17 protein-coding genes and 2 tRNA genes are annotated in these 19,610 nt (G+C 38.6%); 4 read left to right on the plus strand and 15 right to left on the minus strand.

The window, feature by feature from the left end; all coding sequences use genetic code 11:
- Positions 1 to 36: 36 nt before the first annotated feature.
- Complete coding sequence (scpB, locus tag LY28_RS09725; RefSeq protein WP_110461994.1) at positions 37 to 609, minus strand: SMC-Scp complex subunit ScpB; 573 nt, start codon at positions 607 to 609, stop codon at positions 37 to 39.
- A 27-nt stretch (positions 610 to 636) separates the two neighbouring features.
- A complete protein-coding gene (locus LY28_RS09730; RefSeq protein WP_110461995.1) occupies positions 637 to 1,440 on the minus strand; it encodes a segregation and condensation protein A in 804 nt (267 codons plus the stop codon).
- 499 nt (positions 1,441 to 1,939) lie between these two features.
- Between LY28_RS09730 and LY28_RS09735 the strand changes: the two genes are divergently transcribed.
- Both LY28_RS09735 and LY28_RS09740 read left to right on the plus strand, forming a co-directional pair.
- On the plus strand, positions 1,940 to 2,587 hold the full coding sequence (locus LY28_RS09735; protein WP_242981207.1) for a site-2 protease family protein: 648 nt from the start codon (positions 1,940 to 1,942) through the stop codon (positions 2,585 to 2,587).
- Between the two features lie 155 nt (positions 2,588 to 2,742).
- Positions 2,743 to 3,216 (plus strand): helix-turn-helix domain-containing protein, encoded by a 474-nt coding sequence (locus tag LY28_RS09740; protein WP_110461996.1) that lies wholly within the window; start codon positions 2,743 to 2,745, stop codon positions 3,214 to 3,216.
- A 57-nt stretch (positions 3,217 to 3,273) separates the two neighbouring features.
- On the opposite strand, the gene LY28_RS09745 is transcribed toward LY28_RS09740, so the two are convergent.
- The 13 genes from LY28_RS09745 to LY28_RS09805 form a co-directional block, all read right to left on the minus strand.
- Entirely contained in the window at positions 3,274 to 4,500 is a 1,227-nt protein-coding gene (locus tag LY28_RS09745; protein ID WP_110461997.1) for a D-alanyl-D-alanine carboxypeptidase family protein, read from the minus strand.
- A gap of 156 nt (positions 4,501 to 4,656) precedes the next feature.
- Entirely contained in the window at positions 4,657 to 5,964 is a 1,308-nt protein-coding gene (locus LY28_RS09750; protein WP_110461998.1) for a pyrimidine-nucleoside phosphorylase, read from the minus strand.
- Positions 5,965 to 6,071: 107 nt separating this feature from the next.
- Entirely contained in the window at positions 6,072 to 6,956 is an 885-nt protein-coding gene (xerD, locus tag LY28_RS09755) for a site-specific tyrosine recombinase XerD (protein WP_110461999.1), read from the minus strand.
- Between the two features lie 420 nt (positions 6,957 to 7,376).
- Positions 7,377 to 8,012, minus strand: a complete 636-nt coding sequence (gene spoIIM, locus LY28_RS09760; RefSeq protein WP_242981208.1) for a stage II sporulation protein M — start codon at positions 8,010 to 8,012, stop codon at positions 7,377 to 7,379.
- A gap of 117 nt (positions 8,013 to 8,129) precedes the next feature.
- Positions 8,130 to 8,678, minus strand: a complete 549-nt coding sequence (locus LY28_RS09765; RefSeq protein ID WP_110462001.1) for an NUDIX domain-containing protein — start codon at positions 8,676 to 8,678, stop codon at positions 8,130 to 8,132.
- Between the two features lie 47 nt (positions 8,679 to 8,725).
- The gene (rnhA, locus tag LY28_RS09770) at positions 8,726 to 9,160 is read right to left on the minus strand and encodes a ribonuclease HI (RefSeq protein ID WP_110462002.1); all 435 of its coding nucleotides are present in this window, start codon (positions 9,158 to 9,160) and stop codon (positions 8,726 to 8,728) included.
- Between the two features lie 32 nt (positions 9,161 to 9,192).
- The gene (proC, locus tag LY28_RS09775) at positions 9,193 to 10,005 is read right to left on the minus strand and encodes a pyrroline-5-carboxylate reductase (protein WP_110462003.1); all 813 of its coding nucleotides are present in this window, start codon (positions 10,003 to 10,005) and stop codon (positions 9,193 to 9,195) included.
- Positions 10,006 to 10,228: 223 nt separating this feature from the next.
- On the minus strand, positions 10,229 to 11,824 hold the full coding sequence (locus LY28_RS09780) for an L-lactate permease (RefSeq protein WP_110462004.1): 1,596 nt from the start codon (positions 11,822 to 11,824) through the stop codon (positions 10,229 to 10,231).
- A 161-nt stretch (positions 11,825 to 11,985) separates the two neighbouring features.
- A complete protein-coding gene (locus LY28_RS09785) occupies positions 11,986 to 12,975 on the minus strand; it encodes a hypothetical protein (protein WP_110462005.1) in 990 nt (329 codons plus the stop codon).
- A 413-nt stretch (positions 12,976 to 13,388) separates the two neighbouring features.
- Complete coding sequence (locus tag LY28_RS09790; RefSeq protein ID WP_110462006.1) at positions 13,389 to 15,020, minus strand: MBL fold metallo-hydrolase RNA specificity domain-containing protein; 1,632 nt, start codon at positions 15,018 to 15,020, stop codon at positions 13,389 to 13,391.
- 132 nt (positions 15,021 to 15,152) lie between these two features.
- Positions 15,153 to 16,163, minus strand: coding sequence for a M42 family metallopeptidase (locus LY28_RS09795; protein WP_110462007.1), 1,011 nt, complete (start codon positions 16,161 to 16,163; stop codon positions 15,153 to 15,155).
- 136 nt (positions 16,164 to 16,299) lie between these two features.
- On the minus strand, positions 16,300 to 17,355 hold the full coding sequence (locus LY28_RS09800) for a M42 family metallopeptidase (protein WP_110462008.1): 1,056 nt from the start codon (positions 17,353 to 17,355) through the stop codon (positions 16,300 to 16,302).
- Positions 17,356 to 17,525: 170 nt separating this feature from the next.
- Entirely contained in the window at positions 17,526 to 18,569 is a 1,044-nt protein-coding gene (locus LY28_RS09805) for a M42 family metallopeptidase (RefSeq protein WP_110462009.1), read from the minus strand.
- Positions 18,570 to 18,900: 331 nt separating this feature from the next.
- Here LY28_RS09805 and LY28_RS09810 point away from each other — a divergent pair.
- Together LY28_RS09810 and LY28_RS09815 are read left to right on the plus strand one after the other, a co-directional pair.
- A tRNA-Ile gene (locus tag LY28_RS09810) sits at positions 18,901 to 18,977 on the plus strand.
- Positions 18,978 to 19,297: 320 nt separating this feature from the next.
- Positions 19,298 to 19,382, plus strand: a tRNA-Tyr gene (locus tag LY28_RS09815).
- Positions 19,383 to 19,610: the final 228 nt, after the last annotated feature.

The following is a 19,610-nucleotide window of genomic DNA, read 5'->3' on the forward strand; positions in this document are numbered from 1 at the left end:
TTACAATGATTTAAATCATTATACATACAATAAACATTATTTATTCACAATTAAACTCTCTGCTTCAAGAAGCTCCTCAAGATTCAGCTCGCTTAAATCCTGAATATCCAGCATAGGTAAATCCCGGATGGACTTAAACCCGAAGCATCTAAGAAACTCATCGGTAGTTTCATACAGTCTCGGCTTACCCGGTGCATCAAGCTTTCCGGCTTCTTTTATAAGATTTCTTTCTAACAGTCTCGTAACGGCACTGTCAGAATTAACCCCCCTTATTTGTTCAATCTTAGCCTTTGTAAGAGGCTGGTTATAGGCGACTATTGATAAAACCTCATATGCGGCTTGAGACAAGGCTTGCTTTTGCCGTATCTGATACAGCTTCGATACATATTCGAAATTATCAGGCTTAGAGCACATCTGATATTTATCATTTATTTCTCTTATAATAATACCTCTGTCGGACTTGTTATATGTATCCATCATATTTTTAATCAGATTTCGAGCCGTTTTCCTGTCAAGCTCTAGTATCTCACATATCTTATCCAAGGACAAAGCATCGCCGCAGGAAAAAATCAGGCTCTCAATAATGCTTTCTATAGTACTTATTTCCATTCTTACCTCCACACCCCGTCTGGGAAACTAAAACTCATTAATATTTTCTTTAATATCATTATATATCTGATATTCATCAATTTCCTCATCGGAATTACTGATAACCTGTATTTCAGAAAACTGCTTATTTTGAACTATCCTTACCCTTTTCATCTTTGCCAGCTCAAGTATTGCCATAAATCCGGTAACCACCTCTGTTTTAGACCTGCTTTTCAAGGAAAACAGCTCTGAGAATATAAAAGAGGTCTTGTTTATTAATTGTTTTACTACTTCTCTGATTTTACTTCTCAAAGAAACCTTTTCGTGCTCAATAAGCTTAGTTATATTCTTTGCCCCTGCGTTCATTTTTTTCCTATTTCTTTCAAGCAAGGAGATATATTGTTTTCTGAGAACCTGAGGATCTATTTCCAGTACCTCTTCTATTACAGGCAGCTCTAACGGCTCCGGCAACCTGTAAACAGCAGTCTCCCATTTCTTTTCCATTTCCCTCAGCCCGGCGGTAAATTCCTTGTAACGCTTATATTCTACCAATCGCCTTACAAGCTCTTCCCTTGGGTCAATTTCCTCTTCCTTCTCTTCCTTTTTGTCAGGCAGAAGCATTTTTGACTTAATATGCAAAAGCGTAGAAGCCATAACCAAAAACTCGCTGGCAATCTCTAAATCAGGACTCTGCAAATCATACAGGTAGTCCAGATATTGATCTGTAATAACATTTATAGGGATATCATAGATATCCACCTGATTTTTTTCAAATAAATGAAATAATAAATCAAACGGCCCTTCAAAGTTGTCAAGTTTTAATTTACATGCATTTGTAAGAGAGCTTTCCATCCTTACCACCCAAAAAATTTTTTAGATAAAACGAACTACTCTAGTTTATCATAATTAGGACAATGTTTACAATAATATTAAGGGGAATAACACGTAAATCAATTCTGTGCATGCTAATGCAAGCCATTCCGGCAAATCAATAAAATGAGCCTAAAAGCACCTTCCTTGACTGGTTTAGGATTCAAGTCCGGCAGTTTGTGAATTTTCCTGCATATTTATAAGCAGTGTGGATTTTTGTGGAAATCATATTTTTTTATATAGACATTTAAAGGAACTTAACGTACAATTAAATATCAATCAGAAGTACAATTTATTTCCTGATATCGGAAATATGAGCTTGAACAAACATAGTTCATTTTCAAGCTGCAAAATCACAAATGGGTTTTGGCATGTGCGGCTGTATATATATTAAAAATTGATATGTACCCTGCGAAGCAGAGGTTTTCCAAAGAAAGCTTCACCAAATTTTTGTGCCGGAAACCCGGCGTGGGAGGTTAATATGTTTAGTAATATGTTTACTCAGGAAGCCATGATATATAATTTAATGATTTTACCGGGAATCCTTTTGGGCTTTGTCCTTCATGAATACGCACATGCATTGACAGCAGACAGGCTGGGAGATTCCACTCCGCGCTCCATGGGAAGAATAACCTTAGACCCTAGGGCACATATAGATATAATAGGCTTTATTTTAATACTTATAGTGGGCTTCGGATGGGCAAAGCCTGTAATGACAAATCCTCGCAATTACAAAAATCTCAGAAGGGACAGTATACTTGTTTCTCTGGCAGGACCGTTGACAAACTTTCTACTTGCCATTGTTTTTATTTTATTATTAAAAATATTTATGTTTACAGGTGCTTTTTCGTCAAACGAACAGCTTCAGATTAATATAACCCGGATGCTTTTTTACTCCGGACGTATAAATATCCTCTTATTTGTACTAAATTTACTGCCCATTCCGGCATTGGACGGATACCATGTGCTTACAAGCCTTTTTAACACTTGGAAATACCGTATTTTCAGCATATTGGAGCAATACGGCATGTTTATCTTTATGCTTTTGGCTTTTACTAATATATTGGGCAGGATAATAAATCCAATAACCCAAAATATTTATGACTTACTAATCAAATTGATATTGTAAATAATTAATTTTTACTTAATTTACCTAAAGAGACAATATATCGTCGCGAAGGCTTGAACCGTAATTGACTTTAGCTAAGAACAGGAGGTACAGCCGGTGCGAACAGTTGAGCAGTATTGGTTGGACTTTGAAAAAATAGGTTTTATAAAGGAACTTTGCGATCAGCTCAAAAACTGCCAACTGAATGGAGAAGCGCTGAAGATTTTTGTCGGGGCAAAGCACTGGAGGCCTTTGCAATTACTCTGGATTATATCTGTACCAATAAAAAAGAGCCTTCTGTTCGGCTCTCACCCTTTGACAGAAAGGCTCTGGAAAATGTTCGGAAGCAATTATCGGAGTGCTTGCTGAATCCTCCTCAAATCAAGGAGCTGACACGTATCACTGGACTGAATAAACAGAAGCTGATGTCCGGTTTTAAGCTGCTCAACGGTATAACCATTTATGAATATGTGAAGCGAGTTCGAATGCAAAAGGCGCTTGAGCTTTTAATGGAAAGTGATATGCCTGTTCTGGAAATTGCCAAGAGCGTCGGTTACTGCGGCGACGGGCATTTTCACAAGACCTTCCGTGATGTGTATGGTACAACGCCGGGAAAACTGCGAAAGGCAAGTCAGGAAAATATGAAGTAACAGGTACGAAATGCCGGACAGTCCAAAACTGTTCAATACTTCGTACCTGCTTCAGGTTCAAGCTCTTCCAACATTAAACCATCTTAAAAGCAAACGGCTGAACAGCTTCATAAAAGATATTCTGCTTACGGCCTCATTTGCAACCAAGTCAAACCTGCCTACCTCATTACCGTCAATCTTATATACAATATCTCCAACCTTTTGATTCAGTTCAACCGGTGCAGTCAGCTCAGGTGTGAGTACTACTTCTTTTTCTATTTTACCCTTTTCGCCCTTTGCAACCAATACACTTGTGTCACTGCCATATGCCGCGCTTACTATCAGCTTTGTACCCTTTTTAACAGATATATTGCCAACCAGACTTCCCTTCTGATCCAGGCTCACGACTTCATAATTAGCAAATCCGTAGTCCATAAGCTTTCTGGCTTCTGCAAATCTGGTATTTGAATCTGGTTCTCCCAGAACTACTGAAATAAGTCTTAAATTATTTCTTTTTGCGGTTGCCGTTAAATTAAAGCCTGCTTTGCTTGTAAACCCTGTTTTAAGCCCATCGGTATTGGCATAAAATCTAATTAATTTATTTGTATTATCCAGATTAAAGGTGCCGTTTCTGAAGGTATCATGCCGTATGCCTGTAAACTCAAGAATCTTAGGGTGCTTGACAATAAGCTCTCTGGACATAAGTGCGACATCATTTGCAGAGCTGCTGCCGTCATCCTCCAATCCTGTACAGTCCAAAAAACGGGAGTCCTTCATTCCCAGCTCCTCAGCCCTTCTGTTCATTTCGGCAACAAAGGCCTCCTCGCTGCCGCAGACCTTTTCCGCCAATGAAACAGTTACGTCATTGGAGGAATGTATTGCCAGAGCCTTTAACATTTCAGTAACAGTGAATTCCTCTCCCGCTTCTATATACGCTTGGGAGCCGCCCATTCCTGCCGCGTATTCCGACACAGTAACCTTATCGTCAAAGGAAAGTTTCCCAGAATCAATGGCTTCCATAATCAAAAGCATAGACATAACCTTTGTTACACTTGCAATAGCCAACTTTTCATGACTGTTTTTTTCAGTTAGTATCTTTCCTGAAGCTGCATCCATAAGCACAGCCGATTTTGCCTTTAAATCCAAAACATTCGTTTTGGCAACGAGTTTATTTACAGCTACTTCGTCAAATTTTGCCGATGCCTCAACAGCTTCTTCATTAAAATCGGCAAAAACATTAACCGGCATTGCCGTTAAAAGTATAGCCATAATAGTGATGTATGCTATTAATAACCTTCTTTTCACTATGGTCCCTCCAATATTAACTATATAGTGTATAACATAAGATTAGTCCTAGTTAATTTTTATGCAGAACCATAATGGTATATTCTGTTTATAATAAATTTTATTTTAGTCTCCGTACCAAAGAATATTGTCATTTGAAGCCCTGTATCTGCCAAATCATTTATTGTCGATATAGGCCAAAATCAAAGGTTTTATTTCAGGCTTGCTTTCACAAAAATGAATAGCCTTATCCAATAGAGCACACGCCGGGGATATCTTTTCCTGCTTGTTTGTATATAGGCTGGCTATTATATCCCCCTTTTCCACATGATCTCCGGTTTTTTTTCTGAACAATATACCTGCCGCATAGTCGATGCTGCTTTCCTTTGTTTCTCTTCCTGCTCCAAGCTCAAGAGAAGCCACTCCTATAGTGTCTGTTTTCATTGATGCTATATATCCGTCATATTGGGATATATAATCATATTTATATGCCGCCTGAGGGAAAAGACTGTAATCATTAATAACTCTTTTATTTCCGCCCTGTCTTTCGATTAATTCCTCAAGCTTTAAAATCGCTCTTCCGCTTTCAACAGCCTCCCTCACCATTTGCTTACATTCATCAAGGGTGCCAAGCTCACAAATCTCCAGCAGCCGTGCAGCCAATTCAAAGGACACCTCCATTAAATCGCGAGGTCCTTTATTTTTTAATGCTTCAATAGCCTCAATAATCTCCAGAGAATTACCAACAGCATACCCTAAAGGAATATCCATATCAGTTACCACTGCAACCGTACGTCTCCCTGTGTTCTCACCTATTTTAACCATTTCCCGCGCCAGCTTTACAGAATCCTCCAGCGACTTCATAAAAGCGCCGCTGCCGGTTTTAACATCAAGTACGATTCTGTCCGCACCTGAGGCCAATTTCTTGCTCATTATACTGCTTGCTATCAGAGAAATGTTATTAACTGTGGCAGTTACATCTCTGAGAGCATAAATTTTTTTGTCGGCAGGGGCCAGATTACCTGTCTGTCCTGCAATTGAAATGCCTGTTTCCTTTACGTTTTTAATAAAAACCTCGCGTGAAATTGCCGTATTAAAGCCCGGAATGGCTTCCAGCTTATCTATTGTCCCTCCGGTATGTCCCAAGCCCCTTCCGGACATCTTTGCAACCGGAATCCCGCATGCAGCAACTATCGGTGCCAGAATAAGAGTTGTCTTGTCTCCCACACCTCCCGTACTGTGCTTGTCCGCTTTTATTCCCGGGATTTCCGACAAATCAACCATATCGCCCGAATGAGCCATTATGGTAGTTAAATCAGCTGTTTCTCTCTCATTCATACCCCTTAGGAAAATTGCCATTAGCAATGCTGCCGCCTGATAATCAGGAATATTACCGCTGCAGTATTCCGTAATAAAATATCTGATTTCTTCTGAATCCAGTTCAAATCCGTCTCTCTTTTTTTCAATAATATCATACATCCTCATTTTAATTTCCTCCATAATGAAGCTGCTTATCCTTTAAACACAGCCGGTTTTTTCTGTATAAATAAAAAGGGAGTACTCATAAGGAGTATCCCCAATATAATGCTAAACTAAGCTCTCGGATGGGTCTTTTTGTAAACCTCTTTAATTTTATTCTTTGCCATCTGTGCATATATCTGAGTTGAGGATATATCCGAATGTCCGAGCATTTCCTGTATTGATCTTAAATCTGCGCCGTTTTCAAGTAAATGTGCTGCAAAAGAATGTCTTAGAGTATGAGGCGTAATATCCTTATTTATGTTTGCCTGATTTTTATAGTGCTTTATAATTTTCCAAAAACCTTGTCTGGTAAGCCTTTTACCGTTTATATTCACAAACAGGGCTTCGTCATTGGCATCCTGCAGCAATAATTTTCTGGACTTTGTCAAATATTCCTGTACTGCGGCTACAGATATCGTTCCAATTGGAATTGTACGCTCACGGCTGCCTTTATTACATGTAATATAGTTAAGCTCCAGATTTATGTCATCTATATTCAGCGAAATAAGCTCAGAAACCCTGATACCTGTGGCGTAGAGCAGTTCCAGCATGGCTTTGTCCCTGATACCCTTTAAATCAAGACACTTAGGCTGTTCAAGAAGCAGCTCCACCTCCTGAGTCGACAGTATCTGCGGAAGCTTTTTTTCAACCTTGGGTGATTCAAGCTCATTTGTGGGATCAGTGTCAATAACCTTGTTTTTATATAAATACTGATAGAAAGATCGAATAGAAGCTAAATTCCTTGAAATTGTCGAGGTTGCTCTCCCTTTCTTCTGCAGATGCAGAAGATAAGCAATCACAGTGGTTTTATTCGTCATGGCAATGTTTGTGACATAAATATCATGGAGATATGAAATATACTGTTCTATATCCCTCTTATATGATTGAAGCGTATTGAGGGACAGTCTTTTATCACTCTCAAGGAAACTAATAAATGGTTCTATGTGGCCTTCCATTAACAACGACTCCTTTTATTATCTATTTAAGCACTAACTCCAATATTTCAAATCCATTGGTTTTCATAATGTCTAGTTGCTTTTCACTTTATATTCTAATACAAATATTTCTATTTTTAAAGGATTATTTTGTATTTATATCTAAATATATCAAAAGGACTAAATTAACAAACCTTTACACCCATTTCAGGAATAAAATTCAAGGAATCCGTCAGCGGAAAACCTCTTTCAGCTGTAATTGATTAAAGTCAATTACAGTTCAAGCCTTCGCGACAATATATCGTCTTTTTAGGCGAATTAAGCTTTCAAGCTAATTTTAAACACAGTTTGGGTTTGAATTTGTTTTGACTTTAGGGGGCTTCAGCCTCAAACCCAAACTATCGACCGATGAAATCGGTTTTCAGCCGATAGTAATTGACTTTATGAATTAAGAAAAAATAATGTTCCTGAAGAAATATAGGTTTCAAATATTGTTGCAAGAAACAGAAATATAGAAAAAAACACTGTTACAAAGCTATAAGGCCCTATTTTTTGCATAACTCCGTTTTCATCCTTAATTGACTTTTTCAGCCAGCTTTTAAGGATACCCCGTGATAATTTTATCCCGTTAACCCCAAGTGCAATTAAGCAAGGAATAACAATAATTTCTTTTGGAAGAAAGCAAAAAGCCGAGATAAATATTCCCTTTGTCCCTAACACTCCCATAATGACTCCCGAACTGAACCCGGTTGTAAAGCCCCTCATGCCTATAATCAAATAGTATACCGGAATACCAATTACAGTAAACCCAAGTCCCCAGAACAACACCAGTAGTTTAAAATTATCCGATAACGATATCTTGAACAGTGATATCCTGTTAATTTCATCGCTGTTAAGAATCTTCAAAAAGCCATTCAGATATTTTGTCATATCATCCTTCTGCTGAAAATCCAAATCATTAACGGCAAAGGCACCCAGTATAACACCTATTATGTAAAACAGGAACAATCCTATATAAGTATGCTTATTGCTTTTTAGGTGGTTTTTTATAATATATCCAAAATTTTTATCAGCCATGTAATCCTCCGGCATATATCTTACTAAAGTATCTTTATGCTTTAATAAAATATATGCGGATTACATACTCTATATTACATTACATAATACATAATTTATTTTCATTCTGCCGAATGCTTATCCATTATTATTTCTCAGGCTTCTTTCAGCCATTAAAACACCTATTATTGTTTTCGCATCAGTAATTTTATGGCTCAATATCATATCCACCAGCTCACCGACAGGAATCCTTTCAACATTCAGAAATTCATCCTCATCAGCGCAGGACTCTCCCTGAGTCAAATCAGTTGCCGTATACATATGGATAACTTCATTGCAAAAGCCGGGAGTTGTGTGAATGCTGATCAAATGCTCGATTTTTCCGGCTCTGAGGCCTGTCTCTTCCATCAGCTCTCTTTCAGCACAAACCCTTGGATCCTCATCAGGAGAATCCAGCTTTCCGGCAGGCAGCTCAAGAGTGGCAGCATCAAGCGGCTTTCTGAATTGCCTCACCATGTACAGCTCACCCTTTTTACTGATAGGAATAACGACAGAAGCCCCCGGATGCAAGACAATATCCCTGGTTGCTTCCTTCCCGTTGGGAAGGCTGACAGTCAGGTTTTGTACTTTTATTATGTTGCCGGTATATATATCTTCAGTTTTAAGTGTTTTCTCAGTATAGTCCATTATGACTCTCCTCCGTCAATTCTCACAAATCAAGTTATTTACAACAGCTAAAGCTTCTTTATTTCTCCGGTTGCAAGCTTGTCACACAAGTTGTTATACTCATTGTCGGCATGTCCTTTTACCTTTATCCATGTAATCCTGTGATATTCGGACAGTCTCACCAGCTCCCTCCAGAGCTCGGTATTCTTCACCTCTTCGTTTTTATTTCTTTTCCATCCGTTCTTAATCCACTTATCAAGCCAGCCCTGTCGAAATGCATTTACCAGATATGCACTGTCGCTGTATAAGTTCACACAGCATGGCTCTTTAAGCCTTTTTAAGGCTTCAAGTGCGGCTGTCAGTTCCATTTTGTTATTTGTAGTTTCTTTTTCAGAACCGGACAGTTCAATTTTATGCTCACCATAAATGAGTATTGCCCCCCATCCGCCCGGTCCCGGGTTTCCCGAGCAAGCTCCGTCCGTATATATTTCTATCTGTTTCATATGCCTCCCCATTCAAAAAACAATACTATTTTTCAACCGTAAATATTGCCAAGCTCCCGAGCCCTTTTTGTACACTCGTTCATAGCTTGTATCACAGAATTTCTGAATCCGTTCATCTCTAAAGCAGCAACAGCCTCAATAGTAGTTCCCGCAGGAGAGCATACCTGGTCTTTTAGTTCACCGGGATGCTTTCCTGTCTCAGCCACCATTTTTGCGCTGCCTGCAACTGCCTGCGATGCCAGCCTGTAAGCCGTTTGCCTTGGAATACCCGAAAGTACTGCCGCATCTGCCATTGCTTCAATCAACATAAAAATATAAGCAGGACTGCTTGAAGTCAATGCAACCACCTCGCTCATAAGCCTCTCCTCCATACATTCAACCTTGCCCAATGCTCCTAGAATACTTACAGCATTATTTATATCATCATCCTTAACACATCCGTCAAAGCTTATAAGTGTCATTCCTTCACCGATAATAGCCGGAGTATTCGGCAATGCCCTTATAACCTTTCTGCTTTCACCCAGTATACCCTTATATGTTTTCAACGGAATACCGGCGGCAATGCTTATAAAAACCTTGTCATATGAAAAGACATCCTTTATCTCTGATAATACCTTTTTAACTATATTGGGCTTAACAGCCAAAACTGTATAATCACATGCTTTTACCACTTCAATTGAATCGGCTGCCGCATTTATGCCTGTTTCCCTGCAAAGAAGATTCAACTTTTGCTTATCCACATCGTATACAAAAATATCTGAAGGTGTAACAATTTCAGCTTTTATTATTCCTTTTATCATCGCCGAGCCCATTGCACCGGTTCCTATAAAACCTATTTTATTCATAGCTTTTTTCTCCTTACCTGCTTTTATTTGTAATAATACTATTATAATACTAATTACAGGTAAAATGCTAGCAGCCTGTAAGACTATACCTGAAAGAATTAAAAATTATCGCGGGCCGGAAAAAAGGAAGCAAATAAAATGACACAGGTCATACAGCCTGTGCCACAATATAATCTTCCCAATATAAGCTAAAAATCCCGAATTTATTTTCAATACATAAGCTTTATATGCTTATACCTATCTTTAATAGCATTAATGCATACAATGAAGTTATTATTATCAGTATCAGGGCAAATACAAAGGCCATCTTAATTACCTTGTTTTCTTCACCCAGCTTGTCAATCGAGGCTGCCGCATTCTGAAGCTTTGCCGGAGATATGACACTTGCCAGACCGCCGCCGAAAGCCAAAGCCGCCGTAACTATTATTAACCCGTTTGTTCCCAGATTTAATTTAGTCGCTGTCTCCATTGTATAGTTGGCAAACATTGCAATAGTAGAAGCTTCACTGCCGGAAATAAATCCTCCGAACATCCCTATAAAGCCTGTAATAAATCCATAAGCATTGTCAAACGCGTTAGCAGAAACATCCGCCAATACTCTTATCATACTGCTTGTCTCATATTTCATTGACTCAATACTCCAGCCGGAATAGTTCATTATTTCCCCTATTGCAAAGAAAATCGCGGCAGAGAAAACAGGTCTTGGAGCTCTTTTCCACCATACCTTTACAGAAGCCTTTACTTCTGAAAGCTTTGGCTTCATAACAAGCATTGACAAAAAGACTGCTACTGCAATCCATGTATAAGCATTCCACAAGGCTCTCGTTGCAATAGGCTTTCCGTCTACAGCAATACCGCTTATGGGCAGCTTCAGATTATACAGAAAATCATATACGGACCTTGGAAGATTCAGCGCCAGAATAAGTCCCACCAAGATAATCCACGGGCTCAAAGCCTTCCAAAGAGGATACTGCTTCTCATATGCCTTTTCCTCTTCTGTCAGCTTGCTCCTGTCAAACAGCTTTTTACCCGTCAATTTCAGGTAAAGAGCCATAACCAGTATTACAGCAATACCGCAAAGCACACCTGTCAGGGTTACTAAATTGTCAACCTTATTTGTAAAATATGCAACAACGGCAATAGTACCGCCTGTCACTATACATGGCAGGAAGCCCTCTTTTATTCCCTTCCATTTGCCCACAATATATAACATGCAGAAACCAATCAAGGTTGATACCAGCGGCAGGAAATAGTAAAAAACACTGCCCGCCTGTGAAGGGGTTATTTCCTTGCCGGGGCCTAAAAATCTGTTTGCGAAATCCAGAAAGGCAACCAGCGGAGCACCCAGTAATGAATATGTGCAAAGCGAATCATATCCTATGGCAGGCAAGCCTATTGCAACAGTTGTCGAATATCCCATAGCCAAAAGAATTGGCGGCAGCAGGGAAACAGGTGTTGCTCCCACGGATACCATCAGGGTTCCGAATCCGATATTTATCATCATTATCTGAACAGCCTTATTATCACTTGAAATTGTCTTTATCAGTATGATAATTCTCTTCAACGCCCCTGTTTTTTCCATATATGCCATCATAAACAAGGAAGTCAGAACAATCAATGAAACTGGAAAGGATCTGAGAATTCCCGATGCCGTAGATTTAAGAACTACTTCAAGGGAGGTTCTGAAAAAAAGAACAGCAACTGCCGAAACACAAAGCCAGCCAACGATACCGCTGACATCCGCCGACTTTTTAAAAATTACAAGCATACATACTATTACCGCTATAGGTAACAATGTCAATAATAACTGACCTACCATTTTAACCGTCCTCCGTAAATAAAATTTCACACCGTTTTACAAAAAGTCAATTACTGTCTTCTTGTAATTAACTTTGCTTCAGACACTATTTTAATACAAATTATTATAAAAATAAAGTGTAATTTAATAATTACACTTTATTTTGACATTAATATTGAAATCTATCTTCCGGCTTTGCATTCATATAATCTGGAAATAATCTGATAATACTTATATGTCTCCTCGGCATACTTTTCCTTTGTTTTAACGGGACCTATTGTTTTAGCAATATTTGATTGGTTATACTCTTCTAATATTTTATGTAGCTGTTTTTCGTCCAGCTTGCTCAAATCAATGTCTTTATTTCCTGTCAGGGTTATAGCCCTTGCCCTCAGCTGAACCGCGCAAAAATACACAGCCTGGTTGGGGTTCTGAAGCATTTTCCTTATTTCATCATCGGTCTTACCGGCAATTATTGAAGCCTTTCCATGAACGGTATTTTCATTAAACCGGACATTTTCAATGCCTATCTGGCAAAGGCCCATAGACTTACCGCCTATAAAATTAATACCGTCAAGAAGATCCTCCTGCCCCAGAAACATCATTTCTCTAAATAATACTGATGTAACTAATGCCTTTGGCATTTTCTGAGCTTTTGCCGTTTTTTCTATTACCGTATCCAGCTCTTTCAGAGCGTCCATTGTATACTCATAATTAAAAATATAATAAATTCCAAATTTTTTATTTCTGTATGAATCCGCTTGAACCTGATTTTTTAATTCGTCTGATATGCTTTGATATTTCCTGCATTCTTCAATATAATCATTTATTGATACAGGTATGTCTTTTTTCTTGTTTTCCAGCAGCAAGTAATCTTTTCTGTCTTTTTCACCGTCTGAGGAGGTGCTTTCTTCAGATACCTTAACAGCATCCTGCTGGTATACTATATTATTAACAGAATAACCCGCGGTATTCTCATAAGAGTAATCATCGCTCAAGGTGCCAATCTCCCCGAACATGTACTTCATTTCTTTTTCTTTTATCGATTCTGCTTTTTCATCAATAAACCCGGTTATATTAAAAATACTGTTTGCAATATAAAGCATTATACAACATATCATTAGCGCAATTAAAGAAAAAGAAGCTTTTCTCTTTAACCTGTATATTTTCATAATATTTTACGTCCTCCATTAATGCATCAATCAAAATATATACCAAAAGTTAAATACTTACAATGTTCTTCTCTAATCCCCTTAATTGTTATACATATAAATCAACTATTTGTCAATTATTTAAAACATTCAAAAAACACAAAAAAGCAGTTTCTGATATTAATTATATTCATATTCAATAGAAAAGGTGAGTTTTCCTTTCATCTGTTCAATATTCCTCAATTCCTTGTATTTCCTATGTTTTATGGCTAAAAAATACACAAAAAGCAATGGTAAATCCCATTGCTTTTTGTGTATTTTCGCCTGAAATTCTTAACCCAGATAGAATATAGTTTTTTCAGGCAATAGTGATTGACTTTTTTAACTTTTTGATAAAAAACATGCAGTGCTCCTGCAAAAAATAAAAATCTTGTTTATTTTAGTGCCTCAAGAAATGCCTTTTCTATCAGCTTTAATTTTGCCGCAACCTCATCAATTTCAACATCCGATTTTTCTTGCTTTAAGTCAGTTTTAAGAATTTGTGCCAACTCATTGAACTCTTCTTTCAAATTCTCAAGCATATTAACAACGGTAAGCCTCTTGAACTTATGCTGCAGCTCGGCGCTCGGAACATTTTCGTATACTTTGTCGGTACTTACAACAAAGCTGTCACCTCTGGCCGGAATAATACATTGAATTCCAAATTCCCCGGTAATTGTCTCCGCAAATACAGGCATTGTTTCCTTTTCACCGTGAACAATAAATACTTTTTTAGGCTTGCGGTTGAAGCTTCCTATCCACGATAGCAGGCCTTCCTTATCAGCATGTCCTGAAAATCCGTCTATCACTTCAATTCTGGCATTAACAGATATTTCCTCCCCAAATATCTTTACCTTTGGAGCTCCGTCAATAATTCTTCTTCCCAGACTGCCTTCTGCCTGATACCCCACAAACAGGACGGTAGAATCCTTTCTCCAGAGATTGTGCTTGAGGTGATGCTTAATTCTGCCCGCATCACACATTCCGCTGGCAGAAATTATTATAATACTGTCCTTCCTTTCATTCAGCTTTCTTGATTCTTCCGGAGATTTGGTAAACTGAAGTGTCGGAAAATCCAGAGGATTGTCTCCGTTAGCTATGTATGCCTTCGCTTCCTCATCAAAGCAGTCCAGATTTTCTCTGAATATTTGTGTCGCGGATGTTGCCAGAGGACTATCTACAAAAACCGGTAAATCCAATATTTTATTGACCTTATCACTGAAAACATCCATATACTTGTTTAATTCATATATGATTTCCTGAGTTCTGCCGACAGCAAAGGAAGGAATAACAACATTGCCTCCCATTGCAACAGTCTCTGTAATTATGTTTATAAATTTTTCTATTCTTTCAGCGCCCTGCTTATGGGAATGCAGCCTGTCGCCATATGTTGATTCAACAACCAGATAATCGGCATCACTTATTAAAGAGGGATCCTTTAAAATCGGCATATCCTTGTTTCCCAAATCGCCGCTGAATACTATTTTTGTATCCTTTCCGCTTTCATTGACCCATATTTCTATTATGGAAGATCCCAGAATGTGCCCTGCATCGTTAAACCTCACCTTAACATCTTCGCTTACTTTAGTGACTTCATCATACTTCACGCTTTTGAAGAGCCTCAGACAGTCCGTAGCTTCTTTTACAGTATAAATCGGTTTAACAGCTGACTTTCCGGCCCTTTGCCTTTTTCTGTTTGTCCACTCGTTTTCTGTCTCTTGAATATGCCCGCTGTCAGGCAGCATTATTCCGCAAAGCTGTACAGTTGCTTTTGTAGCATAAATATCACCCTTGAAGCCATCCATATAAAGCTTTGGAATTCTGCCGCTGTGATCTATATGCGCATGAGACAAAAGCATAAAATCCAAGTCACCGGGATTAAAGGAGAAGGGCTCGGCATTTAAAATTGCTTCGTTTTTACTGCCCTGAAACATTCCGCAATCAACCAGAAACTTTGTTTCCCTCGTTTCAACCAAATAGCATGAACCTGTTACCGTTTCCGCTGCTCCTAGAAAAGTAATATTCATAACAGCACCTCGATTCAAAAATTTTAAATAATATAATATTTAATAGACAAATATTTTCATCCGTTTTATACGGATTTAATTCTGCATCTCAATAACAAAATCCTTCTTGATTATATATTTAAGTACTAATATTCACTTCTTTATAAATAATTCGACCAGCTTTACACAGTTTTTTAAATCTTCCATGCTGACCATTTCTGCAGGGGAATGGGTATATCTGCAAGGTATCGAAACTCCACCGCATGGCACTCCAGCACCTGCTGCCTGAATTGCCCCCGGATCGCTTCCTCCTCTGTCCAGCAATTCCAGCGTATACGGAATATTATTGCTGCCTGCCAGTTCCTCAAGCTCTCTGCGTATCTGCGGATGAGCGATATAAGCGCTGTCCTTTACTTTAATCGCAGGCCCTGCGCCAAGCTTCACCTCTCTGCTTCTGCACTGAGGTGTATCCCCTGAAAATGTAACATCAACAGCAATGGCACAATCCGGCATTATACCGAATGCTGCGGTTTTCGCTCCTCTCAGTCCTACCTCCTCCTGTGTCGTAAAAACATAATAAACCTCATTATCTGTTTTAGGCTGTGCCTTAATCACTTCAATCAATACAGCACATCCGCTTCTGTCATCCATCGCCTTTGAAATCATACGATCCCCATTAACATAAAAATCTCCTGTAAAATTGGCCGCATCACCGATTCTTACCAGCTTCTCCGCTTCTTCTCTGCTTTTGCAGCCTATATCTATATACATTTTTTCCAGCTTAAGATTTTTATAATCCTCCAGCTGTTCTTCAGCATTTATGCAGCCTATTGTACCGTTTTTGAACCTGACCCTTTGAGCCAATGAATTAAAAGCTGACACACCGCCTAAATTCGAAAACCGGATGAAGCCTTTTTCATCAATAAAGGTAGCTATGACACCTATCTCATCCATATGTGCAGCCAGCATGATTTTTCTGCCGGGAAAAGCTCCTCCGGATTTTGCACTGCTTTTGCCCTTTTTTACGGCAATCAGGTTTCCCATAGCATCAATCTTTATTTCATCAACATATTTTTCGATTTCAGAAGTTATGACCTTCCTTATTTCTTCCTCATTTCCGGATACTCCAAAAGCTTGAGTAACCTTTCTCAATATATCCTGCATGGCATCCTCCAAAATTATAAATTTTTATTATAATATTATAAATCTGAGCTAAACCGCATCAAAAGTCAATTACTATCGGCTAAAAAACCGATTTCATCGATTGATAATTTGGGTTTGAGGCTGAAGCCTCCTGAAGTTAATTGACTTTAGTCAGATTTTTCAGAAACTCCCTATCCCTGTTCATTTCGTTTAATGCTGCAAGGGTAAGCCTTTCAACACTTTCAAAATCACTTCTGCTCATAACAGAAACCGGTGAATGAATATATCTGCAAGGTACGGATATCGACGCCGTCTTAACCCCTGTGCCGGTTCTCTGTATCTGCCCCGCATCATTTCCCCCTGTGGTGGTTTGCTTGTATTGAAATCTGATGTTGTTTTTTTTCGCAACCCCGCTTAAAAAGCTTACCATTTCTTTATCACAATAGCAGGTTCTGTCCACTATTGTAAGCGCGGCACCGTTTCCCAATATTGTTGAGCATTCATAAGGCTCAACCTCCGGAACATCGGCACAGGTTGTTCCCTCCAGAACTAATGCCACATCAGGCATAACCCTGTAGGCTGCAACCTGAGCACCTCTTAGTCCTACCTCCTCCTGTACGGTAAAGCATACATACATGTCAAAATCAAAGCTGTGCTTTAAAACTTCAATCAGTACCGCACACCCAACTCTGTCATCAAGTGCCTTTGCTTTTATACAGTCCCTTCCCAGCTCTGTAAATTCACTGTCAAAGGATATGAATTCTCCGAGAGGAGCCAGCTTTTCCGCTTCCTCCTTTGAATCGGCACCTATATCAATGTATAAATTTTTTATCTTTGTAATTTTATTTCTTTCATCCTTATCCTGCTGATGAATAGGCTTTGAACCTATTACACCGGCCAGCCTCTTTTTTCCCGCAGCTACCCTTTTCCCCGGGAGTATTCTGTCGTCTATTCCTCCCACCGCCTTAAACTTGACAAAGCCCTTTTCCGTATGACCGGATACAATAAACCCCACCTCGTCCATATGTGCCGAAAGCATAACCTTCAGCTTTTCCTGCTTACTGCTTTTACCGCTTTTATATGCGATAATATTTCCGATGGAATCAACCTTTATTGAGTCACACAAATTATTTATTTTATTAAGGATAAAATCTCTCACTTCTTTTTCATTTCCTGAAACACCGTTTAAATCTGTCAGCTCTTTTATAAGCATATTGACCTCCCATACCAAGTTACGGCATAAAAATTTAGTAAAGCCTTCTGTGGAGAACCTCTGCTTTACAGAGGCACACATCAATTTTTAATATATACCTACACACACGTCAAAAACCACTTGCGGTTTTTGCAGCTGAAAATGCACTATGCTTGTGCCTTTTCCAGCCTTCAAGCCAGTTTCTCCAACTGTATGCTGCTTATCTTTGCAAACTCTGCCGCAAGCCTTGCGGTATATTTTATATCCTCGATGCTTACTGTCTCAACCGCAGTGTGCATATATCTGACAGGAACAGAAAGCAAAGCCGTCGGAATACCGGTTCTGCTGACCTGCGTGGCCCATGCCTCTGTTCCTGTATCTCCTGCCTCAACCATTTTCTGGCAAGGAATAGAATATTCCTTGCCTAATTCAAACATTTTATTGACCATTCCAGGATGCAAATTTGGACCTATTGAAATCTCCGGCCCCTTGCCCGGTGTTGAAGAACAGTCCTTTGACAAATCAGGGATATCACCATGACAGGTGTCTATAACAATAGCCGCATCAGGCAAAAGCGCATATGAAGCGGTTTTCACACCAACCATAGAGGTTTCCTCCTGGGTTGAAGCCACAAATATAATATCATTTTCATGATTAAAATCCTTTAAAATCTCCAGAATCTCCAGCAGGCACACAACACTGGCCCTGTTGTCAAATGCTTTTCCGCTTGCTTTTGAATCATTCATAACGGAAACCTTTGATTTAAACGAAACGGTATCTCCCACAGAAACGAGCTTTTTCAGCTCTTCCCCGCCGTATCCTGTGTCTACATATAAATCACTGATTTTAAGAGCCTTACCGGCATCCTCGGCTTTCAAAAGATGCGGCGGAGTAGCACCTATTATGCCTGTTATATTCTGTTTACCGTGAATTACAACCTCCTGTGCCAATAAAATTTTGCTGTCTATCCCGCCTACGTTCACAATTCCAATAAAGCCCTTATCATCAATTGACCTTACTAAAAAGCCTATTTCATCAAGATGCGCTGTTATCATAAGCTTTTTTGCCTTCTCATCAGTGCCTTTTTTCAGACATCTGACATTAAAAAACCTGTCAACCTCTACATGGGCTGAATAGCCCTTGAACAAATCTGCCACTTTTTCGGCAGCATCCTTTTCAAATCCGGCAACAGCAACAGTCTCTGATAAATATTTCAGTTTTTCAATTATATTCATGTATAAATCCTCTCTCCCCATAAAAGCCCTGATAAATAGGCTGAAATCATTTTTTAAGTAAATTATGCCTTTAATCAGAAAATATCAGTACACAGCATGCTTCCTTGTTAATTTATTATATCTGATATATTAAAGTTTTATGAGATATATTCTGCCTTTATTGAAACATGCCCAGTTACATCAAATACACTTACACATATAATATTTTAACAAAAATTTCATAGCTTTCCCATATAAAATTGAGATGAAAAATAAGAATAAAAATATTTTTTAAAATTCCTATTGACATAAATTACTTTTTTTATTATACTAAAGTTCGTTCGTTTCTTAAGGGCCTTTAGCTCAGTTGGTTAGAGCAACCGGCTCATAACCGGTTGGTCCGGGGTTCGAGTCCCTGAAGGCCCACCATTTTGCTCTTTTTGAAACGTACAGTTCTCCGCAGTGCGCAACTCCAATCCGCAGATTATTCCAAAAAATATTTTATTTCTACCGGCTGCAAATCCAATAATCATTTGAGCTTCAAGGCTTTTTTTATCCCTTCGCGACATTTTACATTTAATCTTATTTATATTAATTTTATTTGTTTACAATTTGCTGTAATAATTACAATTTTACACAAAATATATTTATTTTAAATATAGTAAAAAAGTGTTGACATTTTAAGCAAATTAATGCATAATCTTATTTGTTGCGAAAATATGTCGCTGACAACAAGAATCATAAGTTTTGGAAGGGTTCCCGAGTGGCCAAAGGGGGCAGACTGTAAATCTGTTGCGTCTCGCTTCGATGGTTCGAATCCATCTCCTTCCACCAATAAAGCCTTGTACCTTTGCATTGCACTGTGTCCAAGGTTTTTATTTTTTTGCCCGTCATGCTGTATTGTACAGCTGTACTCATTTTAATATAAAGCTTACATTCATAAAACCTTCTATATTTTACAAATTCATTACATGCATTGACATATCTTTCATAATATAATACCATATCATCATGTCGCTTTTGTTGACTAAAGTCAATTACGGTTCAAGACTTCGCGACGAT

Origin of the sequence: Ruminiclostridium sufflavum DSM 19573, assembly GCF_003208175.1 — a bacterium.
Classification (GTDB): domain Bacteria; phylum Bacillota; class Clostridia; order Acetivibrionales; family DSM-1351; genus Ruminiclostridium; species Ruminiclostridium sufflavum.